This window comes from Exiguobacterium sp. EF_C8 (assembly GCF_054956715.1).
In genome coordinates, this window is sequence record NZ_CM143264.1 from 740,366 (window position 1) to 766,003 (window position 25,638).

Annotated in this window: 26 protein-coding genes; 16 read left to right on the plus strand and 10 right to left on the minus strand. The window is 45.0% G+C overall.

Annotated features, from left to right (window positions below; all coding sequences use genetic code 11):
- Nucleotides 1-63 precede the first annotated feature (63 nt).
- On the minus strand, nucleotides 64-405 hold the full coding sequence (locus tag ACY2IG_RS03905; RefSeq protein ID WP_035409409.1) for a hypothetical protein: 342 nt from the start codon (nucleotides 403-405) through the stop codon (nucleotides 64-66).
- Nucleotides 406-519: 114 nt separating this feature from the next.
- Nucleotides 520-945 carry an HIT family protein gene (locus ACY2IG_RS03910; RefSeq protein ID WP_035409407.1) on the minus strand — a complete coding sequence of 142 codons (426 nt, stop codon included), beginning with the start codon at nucleotides 943-945 and terminating at the stop codon, nucleotides 520-522.
- Nucleotides 946-1,075: 130 nt separating this feature from the next.
- On the opposite strand from ACY2IG_RS03910, the gene ACY2IG_RS03915 reads away from it, so the two are divergent.
- Entirely contained in the window at nucleotides 1,076-2,128 is a 1,053-nt protein-coding gene (locus ACY2IG_RS03915; RefSeq protein WP_035409406.1) for a TcaA second domain-containing protein, read from the plus strand.
- A 57-nt stretch (nucleotides 2,129-2,185) separates the two neighbouring features.
- Here the strand turns inward: ACY2IG_RS03915 and ACY2IG_RS03920 are convergent, their stop codons facing one another.
- The gene (locus ACY2IG_RS03920) at nucleotides 2,186-2,437 is read right to left on the minus strand and encodes a GlsB/YeaQ/YmgE family stress response membrane protein (protein ID WP_023467348.1); all 252 of its coding nucleotides are present in this window, start codon (nucleotides 2,435-2,437) and stop codon (nucleotides 2,186-2,188) included.
- 33 nt (nucleotides 2,438-2,470) lie between these two features.
- Entirely contained in the window at nucleotides 2,471-2,719 is a 249-nt protein-coding gene (locus ACY2IG_RS03925; RefSeq protein ID WP_035409405.1) for a GlsB/YeaQ/YmgE family stress response membrane protein, read from the minus strand.
- A gap of 316 nt (nucleotides 2,720-3,035) precedes the next feature.
- On the opposite strand from ACY2IG_RS03925, the gene ACY2IG_RS03930 reads away from it, so the two are divergent.
- Complete coding sequence (locus tag ACY2IG_RS03930; protein ID WP_035409404.1) at nucleotides 3,036-3,770, plus strand: ABC transporter ATP-binding protein; 735 nt, start codon at nucleotides 3,036-3,038, stop codon at nucleotides 3,768-3,770.
- Nucleotides 3,767-4,903, plus strand: coding sequence for an ABC transporter permease (locus tag ACY2IG_RS03935; RefSeq protein ID WP_308101122.1), 1,137 nt, complete (start codon nucleotides 3,767-3,769; stop codon nucleotides 4,901-4,903). Before ACY2IG_RS03930 ends, ACY2IG_RS03935 begins: the two co-directional genes overlap by 4 nt.
- A 62-nt stretch (nucleotides 4,904-4,965) precedes the next feature.
- Here ACY2IG_RS03935 and ACY2IG_RS03940 read toward each other — a convergent pair whose 3' ends face one another.
- Nucleotides 4,966-6,264: an ammonium transporter gene (locus ACY2IG_RS03940; protein ID WP_035409402.1), complete on the minus strand. Its 1,299-nt coding sequence runs from the start codon at nucleotides 6,262-6,264 to the stop codon at nucleotides 4,966-4,968.
- A 117-nt stretch (nucleotides 6,265-6,381) separates the two neighbouring features.
- Between ACY2IG_RS03940 and ACY2IG_RS03945 the strand changes: the two genes are divergently transcribed.
- The 7 genes from ACY2IG_RS03945 (at nucleotide 6,382) to mscL (ending at nucleotide 13,150) form a co-directional block, all read left to right on the plus strand.
- A complete protein-coding gene (locus ACY2IG_RS03945) occupies nucleotides 6,382-6,684 on the plus strand; it encodes a MerR family transcriptional regulator (protein WP_035409401.1) in 303 nt (100 codons plus the stop codon).
- A gap of 142 nt (nucleotides 6,685-6,826) precedes the next feature.
- Nucleotides 6,827-7,873 (plus strand): uroporphyrinogen decarboxylase, encoded by a 1,047-nt coding sequence (gene hemE / locus ACY2IG_RS03950; protein ID WP_035409400.1) that lies wholly within the window; start codon nucleotides 6,827-6,829, stop codon nucleotides 7,871-7,873.
- Nucleotides 7,870-8,802 carry a ferrochelatase gene (hemH, locus tag ACY2IG_RS03955; protein WP_023467355.1) on the plus strand — a complete coding sequence of 311 codons (933 nt, stop codon included), beginning with the start codon at nucleotides 7,870-7,872 and terminating at the stop codon, nucleotides 8,800-8,802. The genes hemE and hemH overlap by 4 nt, the downstream gene beginning before the upstream one ends.
- On the plus strand, nucleotides 8,792-10,201 hold the full coding sequence (gene hemG / locus ACY2IG_RS03960; protein ID WP_462618383.1) for a protoporphyrinogen oxidase: 1,410 nt from the start codon (nucleotides 8,792-8,794) through the stop codon (nucleotides 10,199-10,201). Before hemH ends, hemG begins: the two co-directional genes overlap by 11 nt.
- Nucleotides 10,202-10,336: 135 nt before the next feature.
- Nucleotides 10,337-11,788 (plus strand): cardiolipin synthase, encoded by a 1,452-nt coding sequence (cls, locus tag ACY2IG_RS03965; RefSeq protein ID WP_056059974.1) that lies wholly within the window; start codon nucleotides 10,337-10,339, stop codon nucleotides 11,786-11,788.
- Between the two features lie 75 nt (nucleotides 11,789-11,863).
- The gene (locus ACY2IG_RS03970) at nucleotides 11,864-12,745 is read left to right on the plus strand and encodes a Cof-type HAD-IIB family hydrolase (RefSeq protein WP_056059977.1); all 882 of its coding nucleotides are present in this window, start codon (nucleotides 11,864-11,866) and stop codon (nucleotides 12,743-12,745) included.
- A gap of 12 nt (nucleotides 12,746-12,757) precedes the next feature.
- Entirely contained in the window at nucleotides 12,758-13,150 is a 393-nt protein-coding gene (mscL, locus tag ACY2IG_RS03975) for a large-conductance mechanosensitive channel protein MscL (RefSeq protein WP_035409394.1), read from the plus strand.
- 51 nt (nucleotides 13,151-13,201) lie between these two features.
- Here the strand turns inward: mscL and ACY2IG_RS03980 are convergent, their stop codons facing one another.
- The gene (locus ACY2IG_RS03980) at nucleotides 13,202-15,364 is read right to left on the minus strand and encodes an ATP-dependent helicase (RefSeq protein WP_035409392.1); all 2,163 of its coding nucleotides are present in this window, start codon (nucleotides 15,362-15,364) and stop codon (nucleotides 13,202-13,204) included.
- Nucleotides 15,365-15,632: 268 nt separating this feature from the next.
- Between ACY2IG_RS03980 and ACY2IG_RS03985 the strand changes: the two genes are divergently transcribed.
- Complete coding sequence (locus ACY2IG_RS03985) at nucleotides 15,633-16,109, plus strand: GNAT family N-acetyltransferase (protein WP_290782421.1); 477 nt, start codon at nucleotides 15,633-15,635, stop codon at nucleotides 16,107-16,109.
- Between the two features lie 49 nt (nucleotides 16,110-16,158).
- Here the strand turns inward: ACY2IG_RS03985 and ACY2IG_RS03990 are convergent, their stop codons facing one another.
- The 3 genes from ACY2IG_RS03990 to ACY2IG_RS04000 form a co-directional block, all read right to left on the minus strand.
- Nucleotides 16,159-17,625 (minus strand): glycoside hydrolase family 32 protein, encoded by a 1,467-nt coding sequence (locus ACY2IG_RS03990; RefSeq protein ID WP_035409786.1) that lies wholly within the window; start codon nucleotides 17,623-17,625, stop codon nucleotides 16,159-16,161.
- 86 nt (nucleotides 17,626-17,711) lie between these two features.
- A complete protein-coding gene (locus ACY2IG_RS03995) occupies nucleotides 17,712-19,295 on the minus strand; it encodes a diguanylate cyclase domain-containing protein (RefSeq protein WP_308101129.1) in 1,584 nt (527 codons plus the stop codon).
- Between the two features lie 26 nt (nucleotides 19,296-19,321).
- Complete coding sequence (locus ACY2IG_RS04000) at nucleotides 19,322-19,774, minus strand: GNAT family N-acetyltransferase (RefSeq protein ID WP_462618384.1); 453 nt, start codon at nucleotides 19,772-19,774, stop codon at nucleotides 19,322-19,324.
- 169 nt (nucleotides 19,775-19,943) lie between these two features.
- Between ACY2IG_RS04000 and ACY2IG_RS04005 the strand changes: the two genes are divergently transcribed.
- Nucleotides 19,944-20,861 carry an ABC transporter ATP-binding protein gene (locus tag ACY2IG_RS04005; protein WP_462618385.1) on the plus strand — a complete coding sequence of 306 codons (918 nt, stop codon included), beginning with the start codon at nucleotides 19,944-19,946 and terminating at the stop codon, nucleotides 20,859-20,861.
- The gene (locus ACY2IG_RS04010) at nucleotides 20,839-21,582 is read left to right on the plus strand and encodes an ABC transporter permease (RefSeq protein WP_035409387.1); all 744 of its coding nucleotides are present in this window, start codon (nucleotides 20,839-20,841) and stop codon (nucleotides 21,580-21,582) included. The genes ACY2IG_RS04005 and ACY2IG_RS04010 overlap by 23 nt, the downstream gene beginning before the upstream one ends.
- A 56-nt stretch (nucleotides 21,583-21,638) precedes the next feature.
- On the opposite strand, the gene ACY2IG_RS04015 is transcribed toward ACY2IG_RS04010, so the two are convergent.
- Nucleotides 21,639-22,280, minus strand: coding sequence for a YczE/YyaS/YitT family protein (locus ACY2IG_RS04015; protein ID WP_035409385.1), 642 nt, complete (start codon nucleotides 22,278-22,280; stop codon nucleotides 21,639-21,641).
- Nucleotides 22,281-22,450: 170 nt separating this feature from the next.
- On the opposite strand from ACY2IG_RS04015, the gene ACY2IG_RS04020 reads away from it, so the two are divergent.
- From ACY2IG_RS04020 to glpK, 3 genes are all read left to right on the plus strand, one after another.
- Complete coding sequence (locus tag ACY2IG_RS04020; protein ID WP_023467370.1) at nucleotides 22,451-23,014, plus strand: glycerol-3-phosphate responsive antiterminator; 564 nt, start codon at nucleotides 22,451-22,453, stop codon at nucleotides 23,012-23,014.
- A gap of 196 nt (nucleotides 23,015-23,210) precedes the next feature.
- Entirely contained in the window at nucleotides 23,211-24,035 is an 825-nt protein-coding gene (locus ACY2IG_RS04025) for an MIP/aquaporin family protein (RefSeq protein ID WP_035409382.1), read from the plus strand.
- Nucleotides 24,036-24,065: 30 nt separating this feature from the next.
- On the plus strand, nucleotides 24,066-25,556 hold the full coding sequence (gene glpK / locus ACY2IG_RS04030; RefSeq protein ID WP_035409380.1) for a glycerol kinase GlpK: 1,491 nt from the start codon (nucleotides 24,066-24,068) through the stop codon (nucleotides 25,554-25,556).
- Nucleotides 25,557-25,638 lie beyond the last annotated feature (82 nt).

The following is a 25,638-nucleotide window of genomic DNA, read 5'->3' on the forward strand; positions in this document are numbered from 1 at the left end:
AGGTGACAATGGCTCAAACGCGCAAAATGCAAACTATACAAAAACAAATCGAAGCAACGGATCTTACTTTTGTGGAGAAAGCTGGTCTGCTTCCTGTTTCGCTTCATCAGCGAGAGACTGGATCTTCGTGAGCGATGCTTGGACTTCCGTTTGGTATTCCGAGACGCTCTGCATGACTTCTTCCTTGAAGTGCATACCAGACACTTTTGCTGTCTCTACTAAGTTCTTGCCCTCGTGGGTCAAATCCTGCACATTCGTTACGATTGTAGAATAAGAATTTCGACGTTGATGACCGTTCGAAGAGTCGCTTTTCGTACCTTGGCGAAGCGCCTTTAGACCATAAAAAGTCACAAGTGTTAGCGTAGCACCAAAAGCGACCCAGTTACGGGCGGGACGCTTCGACATGATAAACCTCCTTTTTAATATTAAAATATTTGTTTCATATTATTTTACCGAAAATTGAGTGAAAGAAACCTATTTCGGCAATATTTTTCTAAGAAGAGAAGAAAAAGAACAGCCTTAGATATGCGAAGCGATTGAATTTGCGAGCTCAGCCAATTCTTCTGCCGTATACTCGTCGTTATGGACTTCCCACTTCGCGCTGAATCCGTCTTGCTTATCGTGACGAGGAATGAGATGCAAATGGAAGTGTGAGACTGATTGACCAGCTACTTTTCCTGTATTGGATAGAAGGTTCATACCAGCTGCATTTGTCTCTTGTTGAAGCGCACGGCTGATTTGCGGAATCGTCGCAAACACGTCCTGTGCCTGTTCAGGCGAGAGATCATACATATTATCGGCATGCTGTTTTGGGATAACGAGCGTATGTCCTTTCGTCACTTGTGACAAGTCGAGGAAGGCGAGAACGGTTTCGTTCTCAAATACGATATGACCAGGGACTTCTTTGCGAGCGATTTTACAGAAGATACATGATTCTTTTTGCATGGAACAGTCACTCCTTTGGGTAAGATAATATTAGTATACGGAAAGTTTCCGCCTTCCGCACGATTGACAGTCAACTTGAACCCGATACACTTAAGACCATACAGCTAATGGAGAAAAAGGAGCGAAGTGCATGGCATCACGAATAGCCTCAACGGCACAGAAAAAACGAAAACGACGTTTACTCATTGGTAGCGCCTTCATCGCCTGTCTGTTTTTGTTAGTTGCCTTTTGGTTTGGGCGCAACATGCAAGAGGCGGCAAAAATGGAGAAAACGGACGAGCGGCTTGCTACTCTATTGAAGGAAAAGGATCAGCGTGGATTCCAACAACTAGTCACGATGAACGATAAACCATTACCGATGAGTGAGGCGACACGACTCATTACTTGGTTGACGACTGAATCAGAACGAACAGATCGGGTCATCAAACAAGTCAAACAGGATCAAGACTCTGGTAAACAAGTAAAGGCACATCTATTTACGTTACAAAAAGAGGATGGATGGCTTTGGTATGACCGGTATTCTCTCAATCTGAATCCACAACGATTGATCGTTTCAAGTGATGTCCCTAAAACAGAAGTATCATTAGACGGGGAAGTCATTGGAACGATGGATGGAACATCACTAGAAATCAAGCGTTCTCCAGGAGAATATGATGTCCAGGTGAGTGCCGACCAATCAGGACAGACCGTTCAGGACTCAAAAACCGTTCAACTCGGTGATGAACCAAACACGGCAGTTGATTTTAAATTAGCTGATCAGTTCAATACGACTGTATCAAACGAATATGCAGTCGATATTAAAACATTACTTGAGACGGAAGTGAAAGCGCGGACTGGAAAAAGTATCGATACGATGACCAGCTATCTCGGGAAATCGCGCGATGCATTCGAGAACGCGTTCGGAACGCCTGATTCGACAGTTGCGAATCGAGCACGGTACGATGGATATGAAGTGACCTATCAGTCGGGACAGGTGGAGGAGTTATTAATCCGATTGAATAAAACTCCGGATGAATTGGAAGCTGTCGCTGGAAAACCAGAACGAAAGAAGCGAGAGCGCGTCGGTACGGTTTGGGAATATCCATCTAGCTTTCTCGAAGGCGTGTTCGAATGGTTGAATTTACGAGTGGAAAAACGTGTCGTCGAGCGAGAAGATGGCATGTGGTTACAATTAAAAGATTAAAGTATAAAAAACTAACGCATAAAAAATCCTCGGACATCATGTCCGAGGATTTTTTGTTTATCGTTTATTCACCGCACGGAGAATGAACGATACAATGAGGATGAGAATGATAGCTCCGAGTAAAGCAGGTACGATTGCGAATCCAGCAACCATTGGACCCCAATTTCCGAATAATGCTTGACCGATCAATGCACCAACGAAACCAGCGATGATGTTACCAATGATACCGCCTGGTACGTCTTTACCTAAAATTAGACTTGCTAACCATCCAATAATACCACCAACGATTAATGCCCATAAGAATCCCATTTCAAAACACTCCTTTTCGATTAAAATATATGATTACTTGCGTACTGCCCGGAGAATAAGTGAGACGATGAAGATCAAAATGACTGCCCCGAGAATAGCCGGAATGACTGCAAATCCGCCAATTTCTGGTCCCATTGAACCAAAGATAGCTTGACCAATCATCGAACCGATGAAACCAGCGATGATGTTACCGATGATGCCGCCCGGTACATCTTTTCCAATGATTAAACTTGCGATCCAACCGATGAGACCACCAACGATTAATGCCCATAAGAATCCCATTTTTAAACAACTCCTCTACATATTAGTTTTACCTGTTTTCAGGCAGTTATAAACACGTGTGAAAGTGAAAAAATTGAAATCATTCATTCATTGAAAGGACTAGAAGATTAGACCACTTGATAAAGATTAAATGAACGATTCATCGTTTTCACTTTCGATTTGCATGTAAATCGTTTTCATATATTGATGTAACGATTACACTTAGAGTAATTGCCGAAAAAACAAGTATTAAAACATTATATTTTAAAAAATGAGGCACGAAGCTAGAAAGTCTAAGAAGATCTACCTTACGATGAGCTTAAAGGGAGTGGCAAACATGTTATTAGAGATCAAGGGTTTATCAGGAGGATACGGATCTAAAACAGTCCTTCATGATATCAATATTGAAGTGGATCAAGGGGAACTCGTTGGTTTAATCGGTTTAAATGGTGCGGGGAAATCAACGACGATTAAACACATCCTCGGTCTATTACCGGTCAAAACGGGATCTGTACGAATCAATAGATTGGATTTAGCGACGAACGAAACCGAGTATCGTCGTCAAGTCGCGTATATTCCGGAACAGCCGATGTTATATGAACAACTAACGTTACGGGAGCACCTTCGCCTCATGGCACAAGGATATGATGTCGAAGAAGCAGTAGCGATAGAACGAGCAAATCATTATGCTGAACGTCTTCGGATGACGAAACAATTAGAGTGGTTTCCAAGTGTCTTCTCAAAAGGGATGAAACAAAAAGCAATGATCTTGTGCGCCCTTGTCACGGGGAGTGAATTGTTGATCGTTGATGAACCATTCGTTGGACTTGATCCACTGGCAATCCGAGAGTTGCTTCAGATTTTCAGTGAACTCAAGCAGGACGGTAAAGGAATTTTAATGTCAACGCATATCCTGGAGACAGCCGAGCGCCACTGCAACCGATTCGTTCTCTTACATGAAGGACATATTGCGGCGGAAGGGACAACGGCTGCTTTACGAGCTCGCTATGGACTACAAGATGGAACGCTGGATGATCTGTACGTTGCTGCGATCGAGGAGGCAGAACGATGAATAGCCAGTCCTTATGGAAGGAACGGTATCAGGCGGCGATGACGGAAACAGTGAAATATACACGATATATGGCGAATGGTGGACTATTATTCACCGTCTACTTTGTTATTTTATACGCATTAGTCGTATACGGTCGTTTCCTCGACCAACTCGATCCATCATTTCCAGGTCGATTCGTCATGGCAGCCTTATTTCTGATTCTGCCGCTCTACCGGACAAGTCGAACGTTTCTTGTCGAGGCGGATCAAGTGTTTCTATTACCCGTGTTAGCGAAATTATCCAGTTTCATGCAGCAGGTGCGCGCATATAATGCGATTTTTGGTATCATTCGTGCCGTGATTCCGTTTCTAGCAGTCGTTGTTCTCTATGTTCGGACAGAACAGACGACACCGTTTGAACTTGTCTTAATGGGCGTAGCTCTTGCCCTATTCGGAGCGGCAGCGAATTTGTCGAAACTTGAAGGCATCGCACATCGAACAGTGTTATTGTATGCATTTGGAGCAGCACTACTCGTCATCATCGATATGGCGTGGATGTCGATCGTCGTTGCCTTGCTGTTAATGATCGTCCTTCATCTGAAGCGTCAGGATCATCTCCCGTTACGTGAATGGATTGCGCTCGAACGAGAATCACGTGATCGTTTTTATCGACTAGCCAACTGGTTCGTCGATGTTCCACATCTATCGGCAACGTATAAACACCGTCGTCTCTTAAGTAACATGGTCGAGCGGTTTCCGTACCAAGCCCAGACGACATTTGATTATTTGTATGTCAAACAGTTCATCCGGAGTGGGGACGGCATCGGATTGATTGTTCGTCTCACGCTGATCGGGGCTGTGTTCATGTGGTTGGCGAGCGGTAACGTGTGGTTCGTCGCACTTGCGATCCCTGCGTTTGGTGGGCTGACGAGTTTTCAATTGGCGCCGTTTACGAAAGCGGTCGATCAGCATCTGTTGACTCGCTTACTGCCGTTTGGGAATGCCGTGCACGCTAAACGGAAAATCATCCGCTTCGCGGCAATCAGTCAATGTATCATTTTGACGTTACTTGGATTCTTCTTAAGCGGATCCATCTATGTCGTGGGTGGGGCAGCTTTGGCACTTATGATTGGTGAATACTACGCCCGAAAGTAATAAACACGAAAGAGCCTACGTGATGAATATTCATCGCGTAGGCTCTTATTCGTTATGAACCATTAATTGACACGTTCGTTTGATAGATCTTCTTCTTCAACCATATGCAATTCCTTGCTGACAGGAGCAGGAAGATCGTAAGAAGCTTGACCATGTTCCGCGACGTCAAGACCACGGAGTTCATCTTCGCGTGTGATTCGAAGTCCGATCGTAAGGTCGAGGACTTTTAAGAAAGCATAACTTAAGACGCTGACGATGACGATAGCAAAGACGACACCAAGAGCTTGAACACCGAGTTGCGTGAAGCCACCTCCATAGAAGAGTCCTGCTTGTCCGATACCTGTGATTTCAACGAGTCGAGGTGAAGCGAAGAATCCAGTTGCGAGTGTACCCCAGATACCAGCGACGCCATGAACGGAGAAGGCACAAAGTGGATCATCCACGCGACTTGCGAGAAGAATGCTCGTTCCATACGTGATCACACCAGCAAGGAAACCAATGACGACGGCTGCCCATGGTTCCACAAAGGCACAGGCTGCTGTGATGGCGACGAGTGCAGCTAATACGCCGTTGATGATCGAAGGAATATCTGCGACGCGACGGTGCCAGAATGAGATGGCAAGAGCGCCGAGGGCACCTGCTGCAGTCGCGAGTAACGTCGTCAAAGCAACGTAACTAAAGAATCCGTCGGCAATCGTTAATGTCGAACCAGCGTTGAAGCCGAACCAACATAACCAGAGGATGAAGGCACCGACGACAGAATAAATGACATTGTGTCCAAGCAACGGTGTTTTTTCAGCACCGATTCTTTTCTTAAGCAGTAAAGCAGCAACAAGTGCAGCAATCCCACCTTGTAAGTGGACGACCGTTGACCCGGCGAAATCTTGCATTCCGAGCGAACCAAGGAATCCACCTGCCCAAACGGAACGAGCAATGATCGGATAGATGATAGCAACGAAAAACGTTCCGAACAACAAGTAAACGGATAATTTAGCACGTTCTGCGAATCCGCCCCAAGCGATTGCGAGAGAGACGGCGACAAACGAGAGTTGGAAGAGGAACTTTACATCAATCGTGATGTTCGACCAATCAAGGCTGCTGAATCCTCCATGTAAGAAGAATCCTTCTGTTCCGATAATGGAGTTACCATCACCGAACGTCAATCCGAATCCGATAGCCCAAAAGGCGAGAGCGGCAACTGAGAAGCTGATAATTTGTTTAACAGCGACGTGCCCCGCGTTCTTTGCCCGTAACATCCCTGTTTCCAGAAGTAAGAATCCGATTTGCATCGTAAAGACGAGCAGTGCTGCGAATAAGACATAAAACGTATCGACTGAAATTGCGAGTTGTTCCAGTTTCATTGTCGTTCCTCCTTTATCCATTTAAAGTATGTGTTTACTTTAGACGGAAATACTTTCAAAGAAACGTGTTGTGTCAGAAAATCTGACATGGTATTTTTGTGGAAAGGAGTGACGAAGATGAAGTACCGCGAAAAAAAGGTGATGTCGATCGGAATCGTCTGTGAATTGACCGGCTTGTCAGAACGTCAGATTCGTTACTATGAAGAACGGAAATTAATCTTTCCAGAACGGACAAATGGAAAGACGCGAAAATATTCGTTTACGGATGTCGAGCGACTCGTCGAAGTCGCGGAAAAAATCGAGGATGGTTGGCGCACGCACGAAATTCGAGAAAAAGAACGTAAGGTAACGGAACAGCAACGTTCTGACTTAATTCGTGGTCAGTTAAACGCTGCATTCGGTCTTTACAAGAAACAGTGAACATTTCATGAACTGGTAACAGAACTGTCATTTTGTAAACGATTTATTGGCACAGACTTCTTAATTTCAGATATAATGTTTCTGTGTTCACAAACTTATCGTACGTTTTTTGGGGCGTTAGAACGAGTATAAAGGGGTAGTTATGATGAAGAAATTCAATGATACGTTTTTGCGGGCGATCCGTGGCGAGCAGATTGATCACGTTCCCGTCTGGTACATGCGACAAGCAGGTCGTTATCAAGCGGAATATCGTGAAATCAAGAAGACACGGACGCTTTTCGAGATCACACATGACTCGGAGCTAGGCGCATATGTGACAGAACTACCTGTAAAACAACTAGGAGTCGATGCAGCGATTCTATATAAAGATATCATGACGCCACTTCCGTCGATGGGCGTTGATGTTGAAATCAAGAGTGGCATCGGTCCAGTCATTGCGAATCCGATTCGCACGATGGCAGATGTCGAAGCACTGCAACCGTTCAACCGTGAAGATATTCCGTACATTTATGAAACAATTCGTTTATTACGGGAACGACTTGAAGTGCCGTTAATTGGTTTTTCCGGGGCGCCATTTACACTTGCGAGCTATATGATTGAAGGTGGACCTTCAAAGGGATACCATAAAACGAAAGCATTGATGTATGGACAACCTGAAGTATGGCATGCCTTAATGGAGAAACTAGGTGACATGGTCATCGATTACATCAAATCACAAGTAGATGCAGGGATTCAAGCGTTCCAAATCTTTGATTCATGGGTCGGAACGACAAGCCGGAAAGATTATGTCCGTTACATCAAACCGACGATGGAACGCATTTTCACGGAACTAAAAGATACAGGCGTGCCGATGATCATGTTCGGTGTAGGGGCGAGTCATTTGGCAGAAGAGTGGCATAGCTTACCGTTAGACGTCGTTGGACTCGATTGGCGCTTATCGATCGATGAAGCACGTGAACGTGGGCTGACGAAACCCGTCCAAGGGAACCTCGATCCGTCTTATCTGTTAGCACCATGGGATATTCTTGAAGCGAAAGCGAAGGAGATTCTCGACATGGGAATGAAACAACCAGGGTTCATCTTTAACCTCGGTCACGGCATCTTCCCGGAAGTTGATCCAGAAGTATTGAAACGTTTGACTGCATTTATCCATGATTATTCGAAAGAAAAAATGGAGGTAGAAAAATGAAGACGTTAGGATTACTTGTCATGGCGTATGGTACGCCGTATAAACCTGAAGATATCGAGCGGTATTATACGCATATCCGCCGCGGACGCAAACCGTCTCCAGAAGCATTGGCAGAGTTGACGGAACGCTACGAAGCCATTGGTGGAGTCTCACCACTCGCACAAGTCACGATTGACCAGGCAGAAGAGCTGCACCGTCAATTGTCTGAGAAATATGCCGGTGAAATCGAGTTTAAGCTTTATCTTGGTCTAAAGCACATCGAGCCATTCGTTGAGGATGCTGTCGAGCAAATGGCAAAAGACGGCATCACAGAAGCGGTCACAGTCGTTTTAGCACCGCACTATTCGACGTTCAGTATTCGTTCATATAATGGTCGTGCGAAGGAAGTCGCAGATCAGCACGGTATTCGTCTCGCATCTGTTGAATCGTGGTACAAAGAAGAAGCATTTCTCGATTGGTGGGGGAAAGAAATCCGTAAGACGTTCGACGCTTTACCAGTTCCTGAAGAAAAAGCCGTTCTCGTCGTTTCGGCGCACAGTCTGCCTGAGAAAATCATCGCAAACGGCGATCCGTACCCAGAGCAATTGAAAGAAACTGCCGAATTGATCGCACAACGTGCCGGTGTACCGCATATGATCACAGGTTGGCAATCAGCTGGACAAACACCTGAGCCATGGCTCGGCCCTGATGTTCAGGATCTGACACGTGATGTTTACGAAGAAAAAGGATACGAAGCGTTCGTTTACGTGCCAGTCGGCTTCGTTGCGGACCATCTAGAAGTATTATTCGATAATGACTATGAGTGTAAAGTCGTCTGCGACGAACTCGGAATCCATTATGCGCGACCTGTCATGCCAAACGCGGATCCTGCTTTCATGAAAGCTGTCACGGAAGCCGTCGCGAAACAGGTGGGTAGTTATGTCCAGTAAACGTCTCGTCATCGTGGGCGGCGGTATATCAGGACTTGCGGCCGCCTATTATGCAGAGAAACAGTTTCCGGAAATGAACATCACGTTACTTGAGGCAGAAGGTCGTCTCGGTGGTAAGGTGGCAACATATCGGGACGAAGGATTGACGATCGAGCGGGGACCAGATTCGTATGTAGCACGAAAACACGTACTGACGGATCTCATCGAAGAGATTGGATTAGGGGAGCAACTCGTTCGTAATAACACGTCGCAAGCCTATATATTGGATGCGCGAGGTCTCCACCCGATTCCAAAAGGTGCCGTCATGGGTATCCCGACGGATTTAGAGTTATTTGCAGAGACTTCTTTGTTGACGGAAGAAGAAAAAGCAGAAGTGTCAGAACGATTGCTTCACCCGGCTCCGGATTTGACGATTCCAGAAACAGATATCCCACTAGGAGAGTATTTGCGTCCGCGTCTTGGAGATGCGCTCGTCGAGAAGCTGATCGAACCGCTTCTTTCAGGCATTTATGCTGGTGATATCGATCGGATGAGTACGTTTGCGACCTACCCGCAATTTGTTGCAAATGAACAAAAGGCAGGAAGTTTGTTTGAAGGAATGCGTCTCATGCGTCCGCTTGACCAACAACAAGGTCCGACGCTCAAAGCGACAGGTCAATTTTTATCGCTCGCTACTGGACTCGAGTCTCTCGTCGAGCGGCTAGAAGAGGTGCTTGAACGGACAGAAATTCGTCTTGAGACACCACTTCGCTCGATTAAACGGGAAGAAGATGGGCGGTATCGTCTCGAAACGGATCATGGTCCAGAGTATGCCGATGATATTTTGTTGACGATTCCGCATCGTCAAGTCGTGTCCCTGTTATCAGAAGCGACGCTGCCTGGGCTTGCGAACCTCTCGACACACTCGACGGCGACAGTCACGTTGATTTTCGATAAGGAAACAGCGTTGCCGATCGATGGAACAGGTTTCATCGTCAACCGTCAGGCACCGTATTCGATTACAGCGTGTACGGCGATTGATCAAAAGTGGAATCATGCAGCACCGAATCATACCGTGCTTCGTGCCTTCATCGGTCGTCCCGGAAAAGATGCACTCGTTCGTGAATCAGACGAAATGATTGAACGGGTCGTCTTAGAAGATCTTGAAGCCATCTGTGGTCGTCCGTTGCAACCGGAACGTGTCGTCATCAGTCGTCTATTAGACGGCTTACCGGCCTACACGGTAGGGCATGCACAGCGGATTCAAGAAGTGCGAGAAACCATCGCTTCGCACTATCCACATATTCATTTAGCCGGACTTGCTTATGATGGTGTTGGATTGCCAGACTGTGTAGCAGGTGTCAAAGCGACACTTGAACAAATGGCGTTACAACAACCGGAACCATGTCAAGAATCATGAAAGACCTAAACCTTTTTGAAGCCATTCGTGCTTTAAAAAGGTTTTTTTGTCTTCAAAAGAATGACGCGGAAGGAAACGGGAATAGGAGACAAGGGACCAAAATCGAACAATACCGTTGAAACGGGAGGGAATCGTATGGTGGAAGTATGGAGTACGTTCACGATCATCATCGTCTACGGATTGCTCATCATGAATATCTTGGCGGTCCTAACGGTTATTTTTCTCGAACGGCGCGATATTGGTGCGACGTGGGCATGGGTGTTCATCTTGTATTTCGTTCCGCTCGTTGGGTTTCTCGTCTATCTGTTTTTCGGAAGATTGTTGAAAAAATCGAATTTTTATCGTATTACGGAAGAAGAACAACTAGAACACGATAGACGGATTGCCTTACAGAAAAAAGAACTCGTGACGATGGGGCGGCACCCGATGATTCAAAAGCACCGGGATATGATTCGGATGAATCTGATGTCGAACGGTTCGTTACTCAGTCTCTCGAATCAACTGCAGATTCTTTCGGATGGAGAACAGAAATTCAATCGGATGATTCAAGATATCCGCCAGGCAGAGCATGAAGTGAATATTCAATACTACATCATTCAGAAAGATCGCCTTGGGCTAGCGTTGATCGATACATTAACCGAATGTGCCCGTCGTGGAATCAAAGTTCGTCTATTATATGATGCTGTCGGATCACGTAGTCTCAAACGGACGGATTTCAAAGATTTACTGGTACATGGGGGAGAAGTGTTCGCTTTTTTCCCGTCGACGATTGGTTTCGTTAATTTTCGCTTAAATAACCGCAATCACCGTAAATCCTGTATCATTGACGGTCGAATCGGCTACATTGGTGGATTTAACGTCGGTACGGAATATCTAGGTATCGATGAAAAGTTCGGCTACTGGCGGGATACGCATTTTCGCTTGAAAGGTGATGTCGTTCACGATCAGCTCGACCGTTTTATTCTTGACTGGAATCAAGCGAGTGACGTCTATACAGAAAAATCATTGTTCTACTACGGAACACACAGGGTTCAGAGTATATTACCGATGCAAATCGTCACGTCGGGTCCGGATTCCCGTTCAGAATATCTGAAGCTTGCTTTGATCAAGATGATCAATGAGGCAAAGCGGACGATTTACATTCAATCGCCTTATTTCATTCCAGACACGAGTTATTTAGATGCATGTAAGGCAGCTCTTCTGTCTGGAGTGGAGGTGCGCATCATGATTCCGAATAAGCCGGACCATCCATTCGTTTATTGGGCGACGACAGCTGCTGTAGGAGAGTTGTTGTCGTACGGAGCTAAAGTCTACACGTATGAACCTGGATTTTTACATGCGAAGACGATTGTTGTTGATGGAGAGATTGCTTCAGTCGGGACGACGAATATCGATGCACGAAGTTTCCGTTTAAATTTCGAAATGAATACAATTGTCTATGATCAGGAAGTAGCAATTGAACTAGAACGGCTCTTCTTAGCCGATTGTGATGTATCAAAGCTCATGACGGTCGAGTCGTATGTTGCGCGTTCAAGAATGATCAAATTCAAGGAAAGTATTTCGCGTTTGTTGTCACCGATTTTGTAAACCGTGTTTACGACCAGTCAAAATGTGAAAAATGGTATAGTGGTATGGAAATAGAAAAAGAGGAGAGTGAAGACGATGGCAAATCCAATTAAATTACTCGTATCAGACATGGATGGTACCGTTCTTTCGGGCAAACAACGAATAGAACCGGAGACGATTCAGGCAATTGAAGCAGCACGCGAACAAGGTGTCGAGTTTGCAATTGCAACAGGACGTAATTACTTAAATGCTAAAGAATTGACGGATGCCGCAGGAATTCATTGTCCGATCATTGCTTCAAACGGGGCACGTGTGATGACCGTCGATGGAGAAGAGTTGAGTGCGACGACTCTGACGACAGAACAAGCACAGCAAATTTACGGCATCATTAGCCAGTACGAAGTCTTCTTCGAGATGTTCTGTGATCAAGGACTCGTGACAGCGCAAGGAGCGACGATTGATGCAGCCTACGATTCGTTAAAAGAATTAAGTGAAGAAAGTGATCGGGCAAAACAAGTGCTTGATTTCTTCCACGATCGCTATTATGTCCACGAAGACGTCAAGATGATTGATGGATTCCGGTCATACATTCGTAATCAAGCGGGAAAAGTATTCAAGTTCATTTCGTTCTCATTTGATCAAGAATTGATGAAAACAATCTGGCAGGAAATCGAGCAGAAAGTCGAGGGTGTCTATGTCACGTCGTCAGGACACGATAACATCGAAGTCATGGCAGTCGGTGCCGATAAAGGAACGGCAGTTAAAATCCTCGCGGACCACCTTGGTGTGCCGATCGAACAAGTCGCTGTCATCGGTGATAATCTGAACGATCTTCCCATGTTTAAGGTTGCTGGAAAGGCGATCGCGATGGGGAATGGTCATGATGAAGCAAAAGCGATTGCGCATCATGTGACGAAAACAAACGATGAGCACGGCGTCGGATATGCGATTCAGCAATTGGCGTCCCGTGCTTGGTAAGGGGGACGTTTCATGTTTAAGGCATTTAAGGAGTTTGCTTTTCGAGGCAATGTGATCGATTTAGCGGTCGGAGTCATTCTCGGTGCTGCGTTCAGCGGGATTATCAAATCACTCGTCGACAGCGTCTTCATGCCGTTGATCGGTATCATCATCGGTGGTATTGATGTCAAAGGATTATCAATCATGGTCGGAAATGCAAAATTACAGTACGGTCAGTTCCTTCAGGCGAGTATCGAATTCTTATTGATTGCCTTTGCTTTGTTCATCTTCGTCAAAGGAATCACTTCGTTCCGGAAGAAGGAAGAAGTCGTCGAAGAAGAAGCGGTACCAACGACAGAAGAAAAACTATTGACAGAAATCAGAGATGCCTTGATTCGTCAAAATGAGTCATCACCTAAAAACTGATATATACCAAAAGCCTGTTTCACATATTTATGTGAAACAGGCTTTTTTGGCTCATAAAATTTCGAGTAATGCATTTTCGGAGCAGACTTGTAACGAAAGCTGTTTTTTCATTCCTTGATCAAATGAAATTTCTAGCACGTCATCAACCAGGTGCAAGACGGTTCCGGGACCAAATGCTGTATGCGATACACGCATGTTCTCAGTGATCGGAAGTGGAGGAACTTTAGCTCGCGCTGCAATGGCAGGACGTTGGCGTTCTATTTTTCGTTTTGCGGAATCCGGTGTAACAAGACGATGAACGTCTTCGACGAATGGTGAGACATCGAACGATTTCGATTTAAAACGATAAGACAGGAGATGCAGTTCGTGTCGTGCCCGTGTCATCCCGACGTAAAACAAGCGTGCTGCTTCTTCCATATCATCGAGTTGTCCATTCTTGTACGCCTTGATCGTGTCAGCCGATGGAAGAATACCAGCAACGAGATCAATCATAAAGACGCGATCAAATTCAAGCCCCTTTGCACTGTGAAAGGTCGAAAGGGTGACCGCATTTTGATTTTTGTTTTGTTTCGCATCACGCATCAACTGTTCGAGATGCGCGATCCGCTCACGAAAGGCGAGTAACGTCGGTACATCACTTGCGATGTTATCGATCGTATTTAATGTCTCAAGCAGGTGATCGAGACTAAAACCGAGACTCTCACTCATTTTCCGCAAATTCTTTTCGTAGCCCAGTTCATGACGAATCAAAGAGAGGGCAGCAGACGGTCGAACGGTCTGAATGGAAGCGAATGTGCGCTTCATTTGTTGAAGTTGTTTCTTTTGATAAAACTTCATCTCGATTTTGTTTATGAGTAGATCAAATACAGATTCACCCGAACCAAACTGTTGCAATTGAGCCAGTTGAGCTTTTGAGATATATCCGGCGAACTTCGTATGGATGGTTGCTAGAATCTCGATATCTGTTGGATCTTGTGCGAATGTCATGAAATTTAAAATATCCTTCAAAATCCAATGACTGAAGAATTTATGATCAACATCCTTAATGTAAAAAGGAATGTTTGCTTGATCTAACGCATTCATGACGTTGATCGAAGAAGCATTGTTGCGATATAAGATGGCGACTTCGCGGTAATTCGTTTCCGTCCGTAACTGATTCAATAAATAACGAGTCTGATCTTCATAAGTCGGTAGCGTCTCTAAGATAATTGGACGAACCGCAGCATTCTCCGTGAACATCTGTTTCGGATAACGTGCTTTATTACGTTGGATGAACTGATTGGCGACTGAGACGATGTCCTTTGATGAGCGATAATTTTGTTCCATGTAAAGAATCGTCGCATTCGGATACGTATCCTTGAAGTGGAGAATCTTGGATGCATCTGCGCCACGCCAACTGTAAAGCGTCTGGTCATCGTCCGCGACGACACAAAGGCGATTGTGGGGTAAGGCTAACTTTTCAACCAGTTGATGCTGAACGAGTGATGTATCTTGACTCTCATCTGTCAGAATATAATCGAAGCGACGTTGGTAATGTTGCAATAGACGACGGTCTTGTTCCAAAATCGTATTAGCATACGTCAACATATCATCGAAATCAAGTAACGGATGTAGAGGATCACGAGACTTGAATTGTTCATATGCAACGTAGATGTCAGGAAAGTGTTTGATCGTCGTCGGTACTGCCTTGATTTCTTTTAAAGAAAGAAGGCGATTTTTGACAAAGGAAATCATCCGTAACAACTCATCCATTTGATCATCGGTAATGACACTTCGATTAATTTCCTGGAAAATACGGCGCAGTAACATCCGTTTATGTGGCGCATTCGGATGTTGTTGATCCATCGGTCCTTCGATGATCGTATAGGAGAGGCGTTGTTGAGACGTATGGTCCCGGACGACTTGAAAAGCAAAACTGTGGATTGTCGAAAAAGCCGCTGTTGTTCCGATTAGTTCATGGAATAAATGATAAAATCGATCCGCCATCTCGCGAGCTGCCGCTTTACTGAAGGTCAGTCCAAGAATACGATGTGGTTCAATTTTTTTTTGTAAAATCAAATAGGCAATCTTAAAATTAAGGGTCGTTGTTTTTCCAGAGCCGGGTGAGGCGAGTAACAGCAACGGACCATGGTCATGTTCAATTGCCTGTTGTTGGACAGGATTCAATTGAATACCGGTCAATCGCTCCATCTGTTCGAAAAAATCTTCATGCATGATACAGTTCACCTCGAGCGTTTAATTTCGTGTCCATTAAATCGAACTCTCCCTAGTGTAGCATTTTTAATGATCGGATTGGATTACGGAAAGACGAACCGTGGAATAAAGAGACAAAAGACTATTGGAAGCAATGTAAGAGGAGTGCCTTTAAAAGACTAGGCAAATGGACTCAAAAATATTAAAATGGGAATAGATGTAAGAGAGTACTCTCTTGTCCTGTACAAAGAGGGAAGGCGGAATGAGAATGTCTGTAGTGAAATTACACATGTATACAAATGAACATTATGAACAATGTGAGGCGTTCATTCTTCCGGAAGAACAAGTTCAGTTTACTTCTTTTCCAACGGATGTCGTTACGGATGCGGTTGCACATCCCGATAAGTTCCCGGTTGTTATTAAAAAAGACGAGCTCGTCGTCGGATTTTTTATTCTCCATCTCAATCCCCCTAAAACACACCGGACGGATGAACAAAGTGTCCTGTTACGTGCCTTTTCGATTGATGAACGGCATCAACATCAAGGATACGCGAAGGAAGCGATGATGCAGTTACCGGAGTTCGTTCATCATCATTTCCCGGAAGTCACATCGATTACACTTGCGGTCAATAAAAAGAATATCGCTGCAAAATCACTGTATTTCAAGACGGGATATGTCGATACGTTACAATCGGTCATGGGTCCAATCGGAGAGCAACATATTCTCGCCTTCGATTTAGAAAAGGAATCACGATTGAAGCAGTGAAGTAAAAAAGCATTTTCCTGATTATGTTCAGGAAAATGCTTTTTGTTATTTAAGATAAATCATAAATAGAGAGGTGGGCAGTCGCCTCACCAGAGAATCCGATACCTCGACTCGTTGCTTTTGGGAAAATACGTCCGCTTGCGACGGCTTCTCCATCATTGAGGAAAAGTTCGAACGAGGACCGGTCCACAAACAAACGTAATGTCTGCAAGTCTTTCGAAAGGACAGTCGATCGTGATGTACCAAATGATTCAGCAGGAACGTCCACACCCGAACGACTCCGGTCAATCGTAAATTGACGCGAAACGACATCATATTTAAATAGGGTTTCTTCTGTAGCGTCTTGACGAATTGAGAAGCGGAACGAATCCGACGACAGCTTCAAGTCTGTCATCACGAGTTCGAAAATCTCGGCTTCCGCAACCGTCACATCTTGCTCGAAAAGAATCGTTTCGTCAAATAAGGTTTCTTTTCGTAGCTGTGTCAGTTCATGGACAGGTCGTTGACGAAGTTGTCCCTGTTCGATCGTTAATTCACGTGGCAATGTCAAAGCATGTGCCCAGTTATAAATGTCAGAAGGATAACTAATGTCCGGTAAACCCATCCAACCAACAAGAATCCGTCGACCATCTGCCGCCTCAGTTGTTTGTGGCGCATAGAAGTCGAATCCGAAATCGAGTTCTTGGAAAGGTTCATGTGTGAATGTTAAGTTGGGTAAAGCTAACGGTTCCCCGATGAAGTAACCGGACTGGAAAATATTTTGATAGTTCGTACCATCTGGCTCAATCCCTTGAGGACTAAAGAGAAAGACGCCTTTTCCATTAAGCTCGAAATAATCAGGACATTCCCACATATAACCGAATGTCGGGTAGTTCGTCCGTAACTCACCGACAAACGTCCAGTGCTCTGCATCTTGAGACTGATAAATGACAGTACAACCTGTCAAGTCAGTGCGCTGTGCTCCAAGTATGCAGTACCAGATGCCCGATGCATCTTGAAAGACTTTCGGATCACGAAAATGTTCTGTATAGCCTTCAGGAACGGTTGGAATAGCAGGTGGTAAGTGTTTTTCAATCCGTCCATCCGAACGAAGGTGCCCAACGATTTGACTCGTATGGCGATTCCACTCTGCGTCCCGTTTGTTACCGGTGTACATGATGTGCACTTGATCATCTTTGATGAAGCCACTACCGGAATAAGCGCCGTGCGAATCAGGATCGTCATTTGGAATCAAGGCGGCCCCTTCATCGAACCAATGTACGAGGTCTTTTGATGTCATGTGATACCAGTACTTTAGACCATGAACAGGACCGAGTGGGAACCATTGATAAAATAAATGATAAAGACCGTCGTGGTAGACGAAGCCGTTCGGATCATTCAAAAGTCCGGTTGGAGGTTGGATATGGTAAGAAAATCGCCAAGGAGATGTTCTTACTTCTTCCTTCATCGCTTGGTATACGGTCGGATCGACATCCGAGAGGGGACGATATCGTGCTTCACGTGTCCATTGATTCATGCTGACAGCTCCTTGTTGAAAATTTATACGCTTCTCGTTCACCTTACGGAGGAGAACCGCGCTTGTCAATCCTCCGTTCCAAAAGGTCAATGAACGGACATACATCCTTTACCATCTTGCTTCGAACGATAGAGCGCTAAATCCGCATGGTGCATGACTTGCTCGAGCGATTCACCTGCTATCTGTTCAGCGAGTCCGATGCTCATTCCGATATGGACGGTCTGTTCTTCTAAATGATAAGGCATCGAGACATGGGCAATCCATTGTTCACCTAAGTGTTGTGCTTCTACTACAGACTGATGTGTTAAGACGATGATGAACTCATCGCCACCAAGACGAGCGACGAAGCCACCAGGTGGAAGTAACTGTTTGAGACGTTGACCGACCTCGATCAGGAGGAGATCACCAAGTGCGTGCCCATATGTGTCGTTAACTGCTTTAAAACCGTCTAAATCGAGACAAAGGTAGATGGAATGCGTTCCTGTAGGTAATTGTTCGATGTATTGAGCAAGACCGTTTCGATTCGCAAGACCCGTGAGACTGTCACGTTGCGATAATCGTTCAAACGTCAGTTTTTCTTTTTCGGTATGCAGCAATCGACGAATCAGTTGCTGTAGGGCATCTGTCAATGTCTCGATTTCTCGGATTCCACGATGGTTCGGAAGTGATTTTGAAGGATCACCTTGCATTTGTTGTGCGGCATGCGTGATTTTTAAGAGTGGTCGAGTCAGCAGTTTCGCTAACATCCACCCAAGCAGAGCTGTAATGAGAGAGGCAATTAACCCAGCGATAAAAATCGTTTGGCGTAAAGCGTCGGCATCAGCGAAGGCAATCGATGTCGGTTGACGCACGAGAACCGTCCAACCTAGTCCATCATAGTCTTTGTAACCACGGCTCGTACTTTGACCAGAGACGAATTCTTTCTCTTTCCAAAAAGCGGTCGCAGGAGCATTCGAAGTGAGCGTTACACTAGTAGGCAATGTCTTACCACTCCATCCGTTTGGTCCAAGCAAAATCGTCTTTCGATCTTGACTAACGATGAAGACATCGACTTTTTGGAGAGAAGAGGTAGCGCTCTGGAAACTTTGTTCAATCGCTTTAGCCCATTCGAAACTGAGGTGTGTCGCGAGGACGCCGGAAAATCGTCCCTTATCATATAAAGGTGTACTTATATCGACAAATTGGAGTGGCTCACCACTTGGATTCGGCAATAATTTTGCGAGTAGGACGGCTTCATGAACATCACCGATGAATGGTTGCGATAATGCTTCTTGAAAAACAGGTCGTTCTTTGATCGATGTTCCTTCAAGAATCTGGTTCGTTGACGCAATGACTTTACCGTTCGCATCTAAACGACCAATCCAAGAAAAGTCGGGAATCTGTCGTTGTAACTCTTCTAGTGTCCGACGTGTTTCTACTTTTTGATCTGTTTGTTGAATCGTTGATAAAGAGCCGAGCAACTTCACTTCTGCATAGCGTGACCACATGTAATGATCGAGCTTGTCGGATAGTTGATGAGCAGTCGTTGACAGATTCATTCCGACTTCCGATTGGAGTCGGCTTGTCGCGTGTTGACTGATGAAGAAGGTCAACAACAGCGTCATGCTTAAAAATAATAGGGAAATCAATCCCGCTAACAGGATGTCAAAGCGAAGTGAGGGTCTGGACATTGTGTGATACTCCATTCATACGTTTCTCATTTGTTTTTGTTTGACTCATATACATAGACGTCTACTTGCTGTTCACGGTTCGAGATGCTCGTTCGTACGTAGCGGAATCCATGTTTTTCCCAAAATCGTCGGGCTTTTACGTTATCAGGTAATACGGCGAGATGAATCTGTGACTCTCGACTTAAGAATTGATTGAAAAAGGCGGACAGTAACCGACTACCCGTTCCGGTGCCATGATGAGAAGCATCAAGTAAAAATAAACCAATCCACGTTGTACCGTCTTGCGGATGCTTTGGGAGGTAGTCAATCAGTAAGACAGGTTCTCCATCGATATACCCGATCATCGATACAGTATCGGGATTCAAGAATTCCTCCTGTAAGATCGAATCAGAGAGTGGTAGCGCCCGTTCTTCTAGGCATGCATACTCTGGAACGCTTGCGTACAGTGATTGAACGATCGGAAAATGTTCACGTGTCATTTCTTCAAAAAGAATCATCTGAAGACTCCATTCCTTATTTAGTCTCAAATTTCTGCGTTAGCGAATTTTATCTGGAATCAGATTACATATTTGTAAGAAAAGAAACTTTCGAAGGGAATTCACGTACACTATATAGCATAGACAAAATATGAATGAGGAGGAAGAGCAGATGTTAAAGATTGAAAATATCTCAAAGCGTCTCGGAAAAGAGCAAATTCTAAAAGACGTCAGTTTTGAGGTATCCCCAGGAGAAGTGTTCGGCTTCCTCGGACCAAATGGGGCAGGGAAGACGACAACGATTCGTATCATCACGGGTCTGCTTGAGCAGGATGCTGGGCGAGTCACGGTCAATGGCTATGATGTCGTAGAAGAGCGTTCGAAGGCATTGACGCAAATCGGAGCAATCGTTGAAAATCCAGCTTTTTATCCTTATTTAACAGGCAAACAAAACTTGATACATGCAAAAAACCTGATTCCAGGACTCGGACAAGTCGACTATGACGCACTTGCTCGTCTCGTTGGTTTAGAAGGAAAGCTTTCGAAGAAAGTTGGAGAGTATTCACTCGGAATGAAGCAACGTCTTGGAATTGCTCGCGCGTTGTTACATAATCCGCGCGTCTTGATTTTAGATGAACCGACAAATGGTCTAGATCCGTCCGGGATCGCAGAACTTCGTGAGTATTTACGACAAATGGCGCGTGAGCAGGATATCGCAATTTTGATCTCAAGTCATATGCTGAGTGAAATGGAACAAATCAGTGATCGATATGCCATCATTGATCAAGGTGTCATCAAGTCGGTCGAATCGGTTCGTAACGAAACCGGAGCAAAGGTGGCACTTCGCGTCAATAAGGAAGCGACGACTGACGTACTTGAAGCCCTTCGCATCGCGAACTATCCATCAGAAGTACTTGATGAACAAATCATCATCACAGCACCAGAAAGTGAGTGTCCGGCGATTGCCCGACTTGTCGTGCCGATTGCTGACTTACATGAATTGACCGTCAAACGCTTGACGCTCGAAGAACAATTCCTGCAAGTAACGAAAAAAGAGGGGGATTCACATGCTTTCGCTCATACAAAATGAATGGATGAAATGGTGGACGACTAAAAAAGCGAAAATCGTCTTAGCGCTATATGTCGTCATTGCGGTTGGTATTATCATTGTGGCGAAGACAAATGATTTTGAGTTCACACGCTATGATTACTATTCCTTAACATTTGTGTTGTTGACCTCCTTATTAGGGATCATCACGATCGTCTTCACGGCAGAAGCTATCGGGAATGAAGTACGGTATGATACGATGAAACATCTATTAATGAGTCCATATTCACGAATGACGATTTATTTCTCGAAGCTGATCTTCTCGATCTTGATCATGTTATTCCAATTCGTGTTCATTGCTGCGATCGTCTACGCAGGCTCATTTGTGTTTTCAGAGGTAGGAGATCCGATCCTGTTCCGCGACACGATCGTTGAGGTCGTCAGTCCGATTTTTACGATATTTATGACGTTGTTCTTCTCATTATTATTCCGCTCGGTCGGTATGATCATTGGCTTTACCGTATTAGCGCAGTTCTTTACGAGCATTGCGGGAAGTCTATTGATCGGCTTTAAACCAGCGATTGCCAAATGGATCGTATTCATGCACTTGGACTGGTCGATGTATTTCAAGGATTCTGTTTCCTATGGTATCAGTGAAGCAATGGGAACATCTTTAACATTCTCCGTCTTGTTCGTAATGGCGCATATCATCGTCTTATTAGGCGCGTCAATTCTTGTTTTCCAGAGAAAATCCTACACGTAAAGAAAAGAGTTGCTCACGGACGAATTTGTCTGTGAGCAACTCTTTTCTTTGAGTATTTAAGAACTAGTTCGTTTAGGCGGACGAGCCGTAATCGGGAACAGTCGCTGAAACCATTCAATCAGCGGACCATTCAATAGTAAGAAAATAAAAGTTCCGACTCCGATGCCGATCAATTGACGTTCAATCAGTGAAAAGAGACTGGCAATCAAAAAAGGAATGCCGAGACTAATCGTTGCTCCGATTGATGTACTTTTAAAGCGGGTGATGAGTGATTTCATCAAGTAATCTGGCGGCATCAACACGAAGCCGATTTGGAGATAAAGTGCAAGTCCAAGTGAAATCAACGGCATACCGATTAACATGTACAAGGCGCGCATCCATAGTCCTTGTGGTGTGTAGATCAATTGATGGATTGATAAGAAGAAATCAATTGCGGCGCCGAACAGTACGACGAGTGCGAAACTGAGGACGATCGTCCACCAACTGAAGCGGCTTCCAAGAGAAAGCGCTGCAATCAAGGCAAGCACATGTAAAACGATGATGGCCAGCCCGACAGTTAACGGTGAGATCGCCGCGACAGCTTCGCTTGCGGATGTCCAAGGTGCACTGCCGATCGAGGCGGTCACCATAAAGCTGTTACCTAGGGCATTAATTAAAATCGAGAATAAATAAATAGTGATCCGTTTTTGCTGACTCATTGACGTGCACAGACGGTAGGACTGCGCATTCACCTCCTGAAAATAAATCGTTTCGTTAAGCTATACCCTAATCGTAGCGCTCTTTTCACTTATTTTCATGAAAAGAGCATTGCCTAATACCTCAGTTTCACGACATACTTAGGACACATTACGAATCAGGGGGAGAACGCATGACATATTTTGGACAGAAGATCCTGCCTTCCGTTAGAAAATTAGAAGACTTTGAAAAGATGCTGAAGAGTCCATATGAGTATGGGGTCTTACTCGAAATGCACGTCTCGCGTTTAAAAGCAGTCTATGAGATGGCACATCGATACGATAAAAAAATGTTTTTGCATATGGATCTCGTCCAGGGGTTAAAAAATGATGAGTACGCGACGGAATATGTTTGCCAAGAACTGAAACCGTATGGCGTCATTTCGACGAAGGCGAGTGTCATCTTGAAGGCACGTCAAAAAAAGGTCAAGACGATGCAGCGTATGTTCTTACTCGATTCCAGTTCACTTGAAAAAAGTTATCAACTTATGGAACGCACACAACCTGATTACATCGAAGTATTACCAGGGTTGATGCCGAAGTATATTCAAGAAGTGAAGGAAAAGACAGGACGTCTCGTATTCGCAGGGGGACTGATTGATACAGTAGAAGAAGTCGAACAAGCGATTGAAGCAGGTGCCTCAAGCATTACGACATCGAATAAGGATTTATGGCGGCATTTTGAACCACGCTCTTAATCGGATTGTGAGAAAAATCATTTGGAACGTTTGACAGCGTTTTCACCGATTGTTATAGTGATATCAAGTTGATACAAAGTGACGGAGAAAAGGGAGATTCACGTGTGAGTTCTACTTGAAGAAAATTCAAGTATGAGCTGACGTGGATCTCCTTTTTATGTTGCTTTTTTCACATAATAAAAAAGGAGGAACACTTATGTCACCTTTATTAGCAGAATTTTTAGGTACAGCCTTGCTAGTCGCGCTTGGAAATGGTGTTGGCGCAGGCGTTAGCTTAACGAAATCGTTCGCGAAGGACGCAGGATGGATCGTCATCACGTTTGCATGGGGATTTGCCGTAGCGATTGCCGCGTATGCCGTTGGTCAATTCAGTGGGGCACACCTTAATCCAGCAGTGACGCTTGGTTTAGCATTTGACGGCTCATTTGCATGGGCGGATGTACCAGGCTATATCGTCGCTCAAATCGCCGGCGGGATATTAGGTGCAAGTCTTGTTTTCGTGCACTACTTACCACATTGGGCGGAAACGAAGGATCCAGCAACGAAGCTTGGCGTCTTTGCAACGTCTCCAGCGATTCCATACACATTTGCTAATCTAATGAGTGAAATGATTGCGACGTTCTTACTTGTTATCGGGTTGTTATCAATCGGAGCGAATAAGTTCTCGGATGGTCTGAATCCTCTAATTGTCGGCTTCTTGATCGTCAGCCTCGGTATGTCATTCGGAGGTACGACAGGATATGCGATGAACCCGGCGCGGGACCTTGGTCCTCGTATTGCCCATTTCATCCTACCGATTCATGGAAAAGGATCATCGAATTGGGGGTACTCTTGGATTCCGGTTCTTGGACCAGTTCTTGGTGGAAGTCTTGGCGGATTGTTTTATCGTTCGGTCTTCACAGGAAAAGATACACCGGCTTTTTGGATTGTAGGACTTGTGACAATCATCATATTAGGCTTATGCTATAGATTCGGTGTTCGTCCGAACAAAACAACGTCAGTGAAGTCAAAGTCAGCTTAACTTATTTAGATACAAAAGGATGGGGAAGAGATGGAGAACTACATTTTGTCATTGGATCAGGGAACGACAAGTACACGTGCGATCCTGTTTAATCGTGCTGGTGAGATCGTACATTCAGCGCAACAGGAATTCACGCAGTATTTTCCAAAACCAGGTTGGGTCGAACACAACGCAAACGAGATTTGGGGAAGTGTCCTTGCGGTCGTGGCGACTTGTCTGACGGAAGCAAACATAAAACCGTCGCAGATTGCCGGCATCGGGATCACGAACCAACGTGAAACAGCCGTCGTCTGGGAAAAAGAAACAGGGAAACCGATTCACAATGCAGTCGTGTGGCAATCGAGACAAACGGCTGAAATTTGTGAAGCGCTTCGAGCAGCCGGTCATGCCGAGCTCTTCCGTGAGAAGACAGGTCTATTGATTGATGCTTATTTCTCTGGTACGAAAGTCAAATGGATTTTGGATCATGTCGAAGGAGCACGAGCGCGTGCTGAACGTGGTGAACTATTATTCGGGACGATCGATACGTGGCTCATCTGGAAATTATCTGGCGGAAAAGCACATGTGACCGACTATTCGAATGCGAGTCGTACGTTGATGTACAACATTCATGAATTAAAATGGGATGACGAATTACTCGACATCTTAGACGTCCCGAAAGCGATGCTTCCAGAAGTACGACCTTCTTCTGAAGTGTACGCAGAAACAGCAGGTTATCATTTCTTCGGAGAAGCGGTTCCGATCGCTGGTGCAGCGGGTGATCAACAAGCCGCCTTGTTTGGTCAAGCGTGTTTTGACACAGGAATGGCGAAAAACACATACGGTACAGGCTGCTTCATGTTGATGAACACAGGCGAAGAGGCTGTGAAATCAGATCATGGACTGCTCACAACGATTGCGTGGGGCGTCGATGGTAAAGTTGAGTATGCCTTAGAAGGAAGTATCTTTGTCGCAGGATCCGCAATCCAATGGTTACGAGACGGATTACGCATCATTGATGATGCAAAGGAATCAGAAGGATACGCAACGCGTGTCACGTCATCAGAAGGTGTCTACGTCGTACCGGCATTCGTTGGTCTTGGAACACCTTACTGGGATTCAGACGTTCGTGGTGCAGTCTTCGGTTTGACACGTGGTACGGAAAAAGAACACTTTATCCGCGCAACATTAGAATCACTCGCTTATCAAACACGTGACGTCTTATCTGCGATGGAGCAAGATTCAGGTATCGAGATGAAGACACTTCGTGTTGACGGTGGAGCGGTTAAAAATAACTTCTTAATGCAGTTCCAAGGTGACATCATTCAAGCGCCGGTCGAACGTCCGGAAATCAATGAGACGACGGCATTAGGTGCAGCCTACTTGGCAGGTCTTGCTGTCGGATTCTTTGAAAACCGTGAACAAATTGCTACGCAATGGAAAAAAGAACGCCGTTTCGAGCCGAGTATGGCAAAAGAAGAGACGGATGCGCTTTATGGCGGATGGCAAAAAGCTATTCAAGCTACGATGTTGTTCAAATGATGTGATCTATGTTATAGTAAGGTCAAGTTAATAAACCGGTCGGAGAATATGGAGAGACCACAGCAACAGTTGACATAGTCAA

What these genes read in the sequence shown, in the direction of transcription:
- ACY2IG_RS03905 (WP_035409409.1), bottom strand. Translation starts at nt 405, where the DNA reads ATGTCGAAGCGTCCCGCCCGTAACTGGGTCGCTTTTGGTGCTACGCTA.
- ACY2IG_RS03910 (WP_035409407.1), bottom strand. Translation starts at nt 945, where the DNA reads ATGCAAAAAGAATCATGTATCTTCTGTAAAATCGCTCGCAAAGAAGTC.
- ACY2IG_RS03915 (WP_035409406.1), top strand. Translation starts at nt 1,076, where the DNA reads ATGGCATCACGAATAGCCTCAACGGCACAGAAAAAACGAAAACGACGT.
- ACY2IG_RS03920 (WP_023467348.1), bottom strand. Translation starts at nt 2,437, where the DNA reads ATGGGATTCTTATGGGCATTAATCGTTGGTGGTATTATTGGATGGTTA.
- ACY2IG_RS03925 (WP_035409405.1), bottom strand. Translation starts at nt 2,719, where the DNA reads ATGGGATTCTTATGGGCATTAATCGTTGGTGGTCTCATCGGTTGGATC.
- ACY2IG_RS03930 (WP_035409404.1), top strand. Translation starts at nt 3,036, where the DNA reads ATGTTATTAGAGATCAAGGGTTTATCAGGAGGATACGGATCTAAAACA.
- ACY2IG_RS03935 (WP_308101122.1), top strand. Translation starts at nt 3,767, where the DNA reads ATGAATAGCCAGTCCTTATGGAAGGAACGGTATCAGGCGGCGATGACG.
- ACY2IG_RS03940 (WP_035409402.1), bottom strand. Translation starts at nt 6,264, where the DNA reads ATGAAACTGGAACAACTCGCAATTTCAGTCGATACGTTTTATGTCTTA.
- ACY2IG_RS03945 (WP_035409401.1), top strand. Translation starts at nt 6,382, where the DNA reads ATGAAGTACCGCGAAAAAAAGGTGATGTCGATCGGAATCGTCTGTGAA.
- hemE (WP_035409400.1), top strand. Translation starts at nt 6,827, where the DNA reads ATGATGAAGAAATTCAATGATACGTTTTTGCGGGCGATCCGTGGCGAG.
- hemH (WP_023467355.1), top strand. Translation starts at nt 7,870, where the DNA reads ATGAAGACGTTAGGATTACTTGTCATGGCGTATGGTACGCCGTATAAA.
- hemG (WP_462618383.1), top strand. Translation starts at nt 8,792, where the DNA reads ATGTCCAGTAAACGTCTCGTCATCGTGGGCGGCGGTATATCAGGACTT.
- cls (WP_056059974.1), top strand. Translation starts at nt 10,337, where the DNA reads ATGGTGGAAGTATGGAGTACGTTCACGATCATCATCGTCTACGGATTG.
- ACY2IG_RS03970 (WP_056059977.1), top strand. Translation starts at nt 11,864, where the DNA reads ATGGCAAATCCAATTAAATTACTCGTATCAGACATGGATGGTACCGTT.
- mscL (WP_035409394.1), top strand. Translation starts at nt 12,758, where the DNA reads ATGTTTAAGGCATTTAAGGAGTTTGCTTTTCGAGGCAATGTGATCGAT.
- ACY2IG_RS03980 (WP_035409392.1), bottom strand. Translation starts at nt 15,364, where the DNA reads ATGCATGAAGATTTTTTCGAACAGATGGAGCGATTGACCGGTATTCAA.
- ACY2IG_RS03985 (WP_290782421.1), top strand. Translation starts at nt 15,633, where the DNA reads ATGTATACAAATGAACATTATGAACAATGTGAGGCGTTCATTCTTCCG.
- ACY2IG_RS03990 (WP_035409786.1), bottom strand. Translation starts at nt 17,625, where the DNA reads ATGAATCAATGGACACGTGAAGCACGATATCGTCCCCTCTCGGATGTC.
- ACY2IG_RS03995 (WP_308101129.1), bottom strand. Translation starts at nt 19,295, where the DNA reads ATGTCCAGACCCTCACTTCGCTTTGACATCCTGTTAGCGGGATTGATT.
- ACY2IG_RS04000 (WP_462618384.1), bottom strand. Translation starts at nt 19,774, where the DNA reads ATGACACGTGAACATTTTCCGATCGTTCAATCACTGTACGCAAGCGTT.
- ACY2IG_RS04005 (WP_462618385.1), top strand. Translation starts at nt 19,944, where the DNA reads ATGTTAAAGATTGAAAATATCTCAAAGCGTCTCGGAAAAGAGCAAATT.
- ACY2IG_RS04010 (WP_035409387.1), top strand. Translation starts at nt 20,839, where the DNA reads ATGCTTTCGCTCATACAAAATGAATGGATGAAATGGTGGACGACTAAA.
- ACY2IG_RS04015 (WP_035409385.1), bottom strand. Translation starts at nt 22,280, where the DNA reads ATGAGTCAGCAAAAACGGATCACTATTTATTTATTCTCGATTTTAATT.
- ACY2IG_RS04020 (WP_023467370.1), top strand. Translation starts at nt 22,451, where the DNA reads ATGACATATTTTGGACAGAAGATCCTGCCTTCCGTTAGAAAATTAGAA.
- ACY2IG_RS04025 (WP_035409382.1), top strand. Translation starts at nt 23,211, where the DNA reads ATGTCACCTTTATTAGCAGAATTTTTAGGTACAGCCTTGCTAGTCGCG.
- glpK (WP_035409380.1), top strand. Translation starts at nt 24,066, where the DNA reads ATGGAGAACTACATTTTGTCATTGGATCAGGGAACGACAAGTACACGT.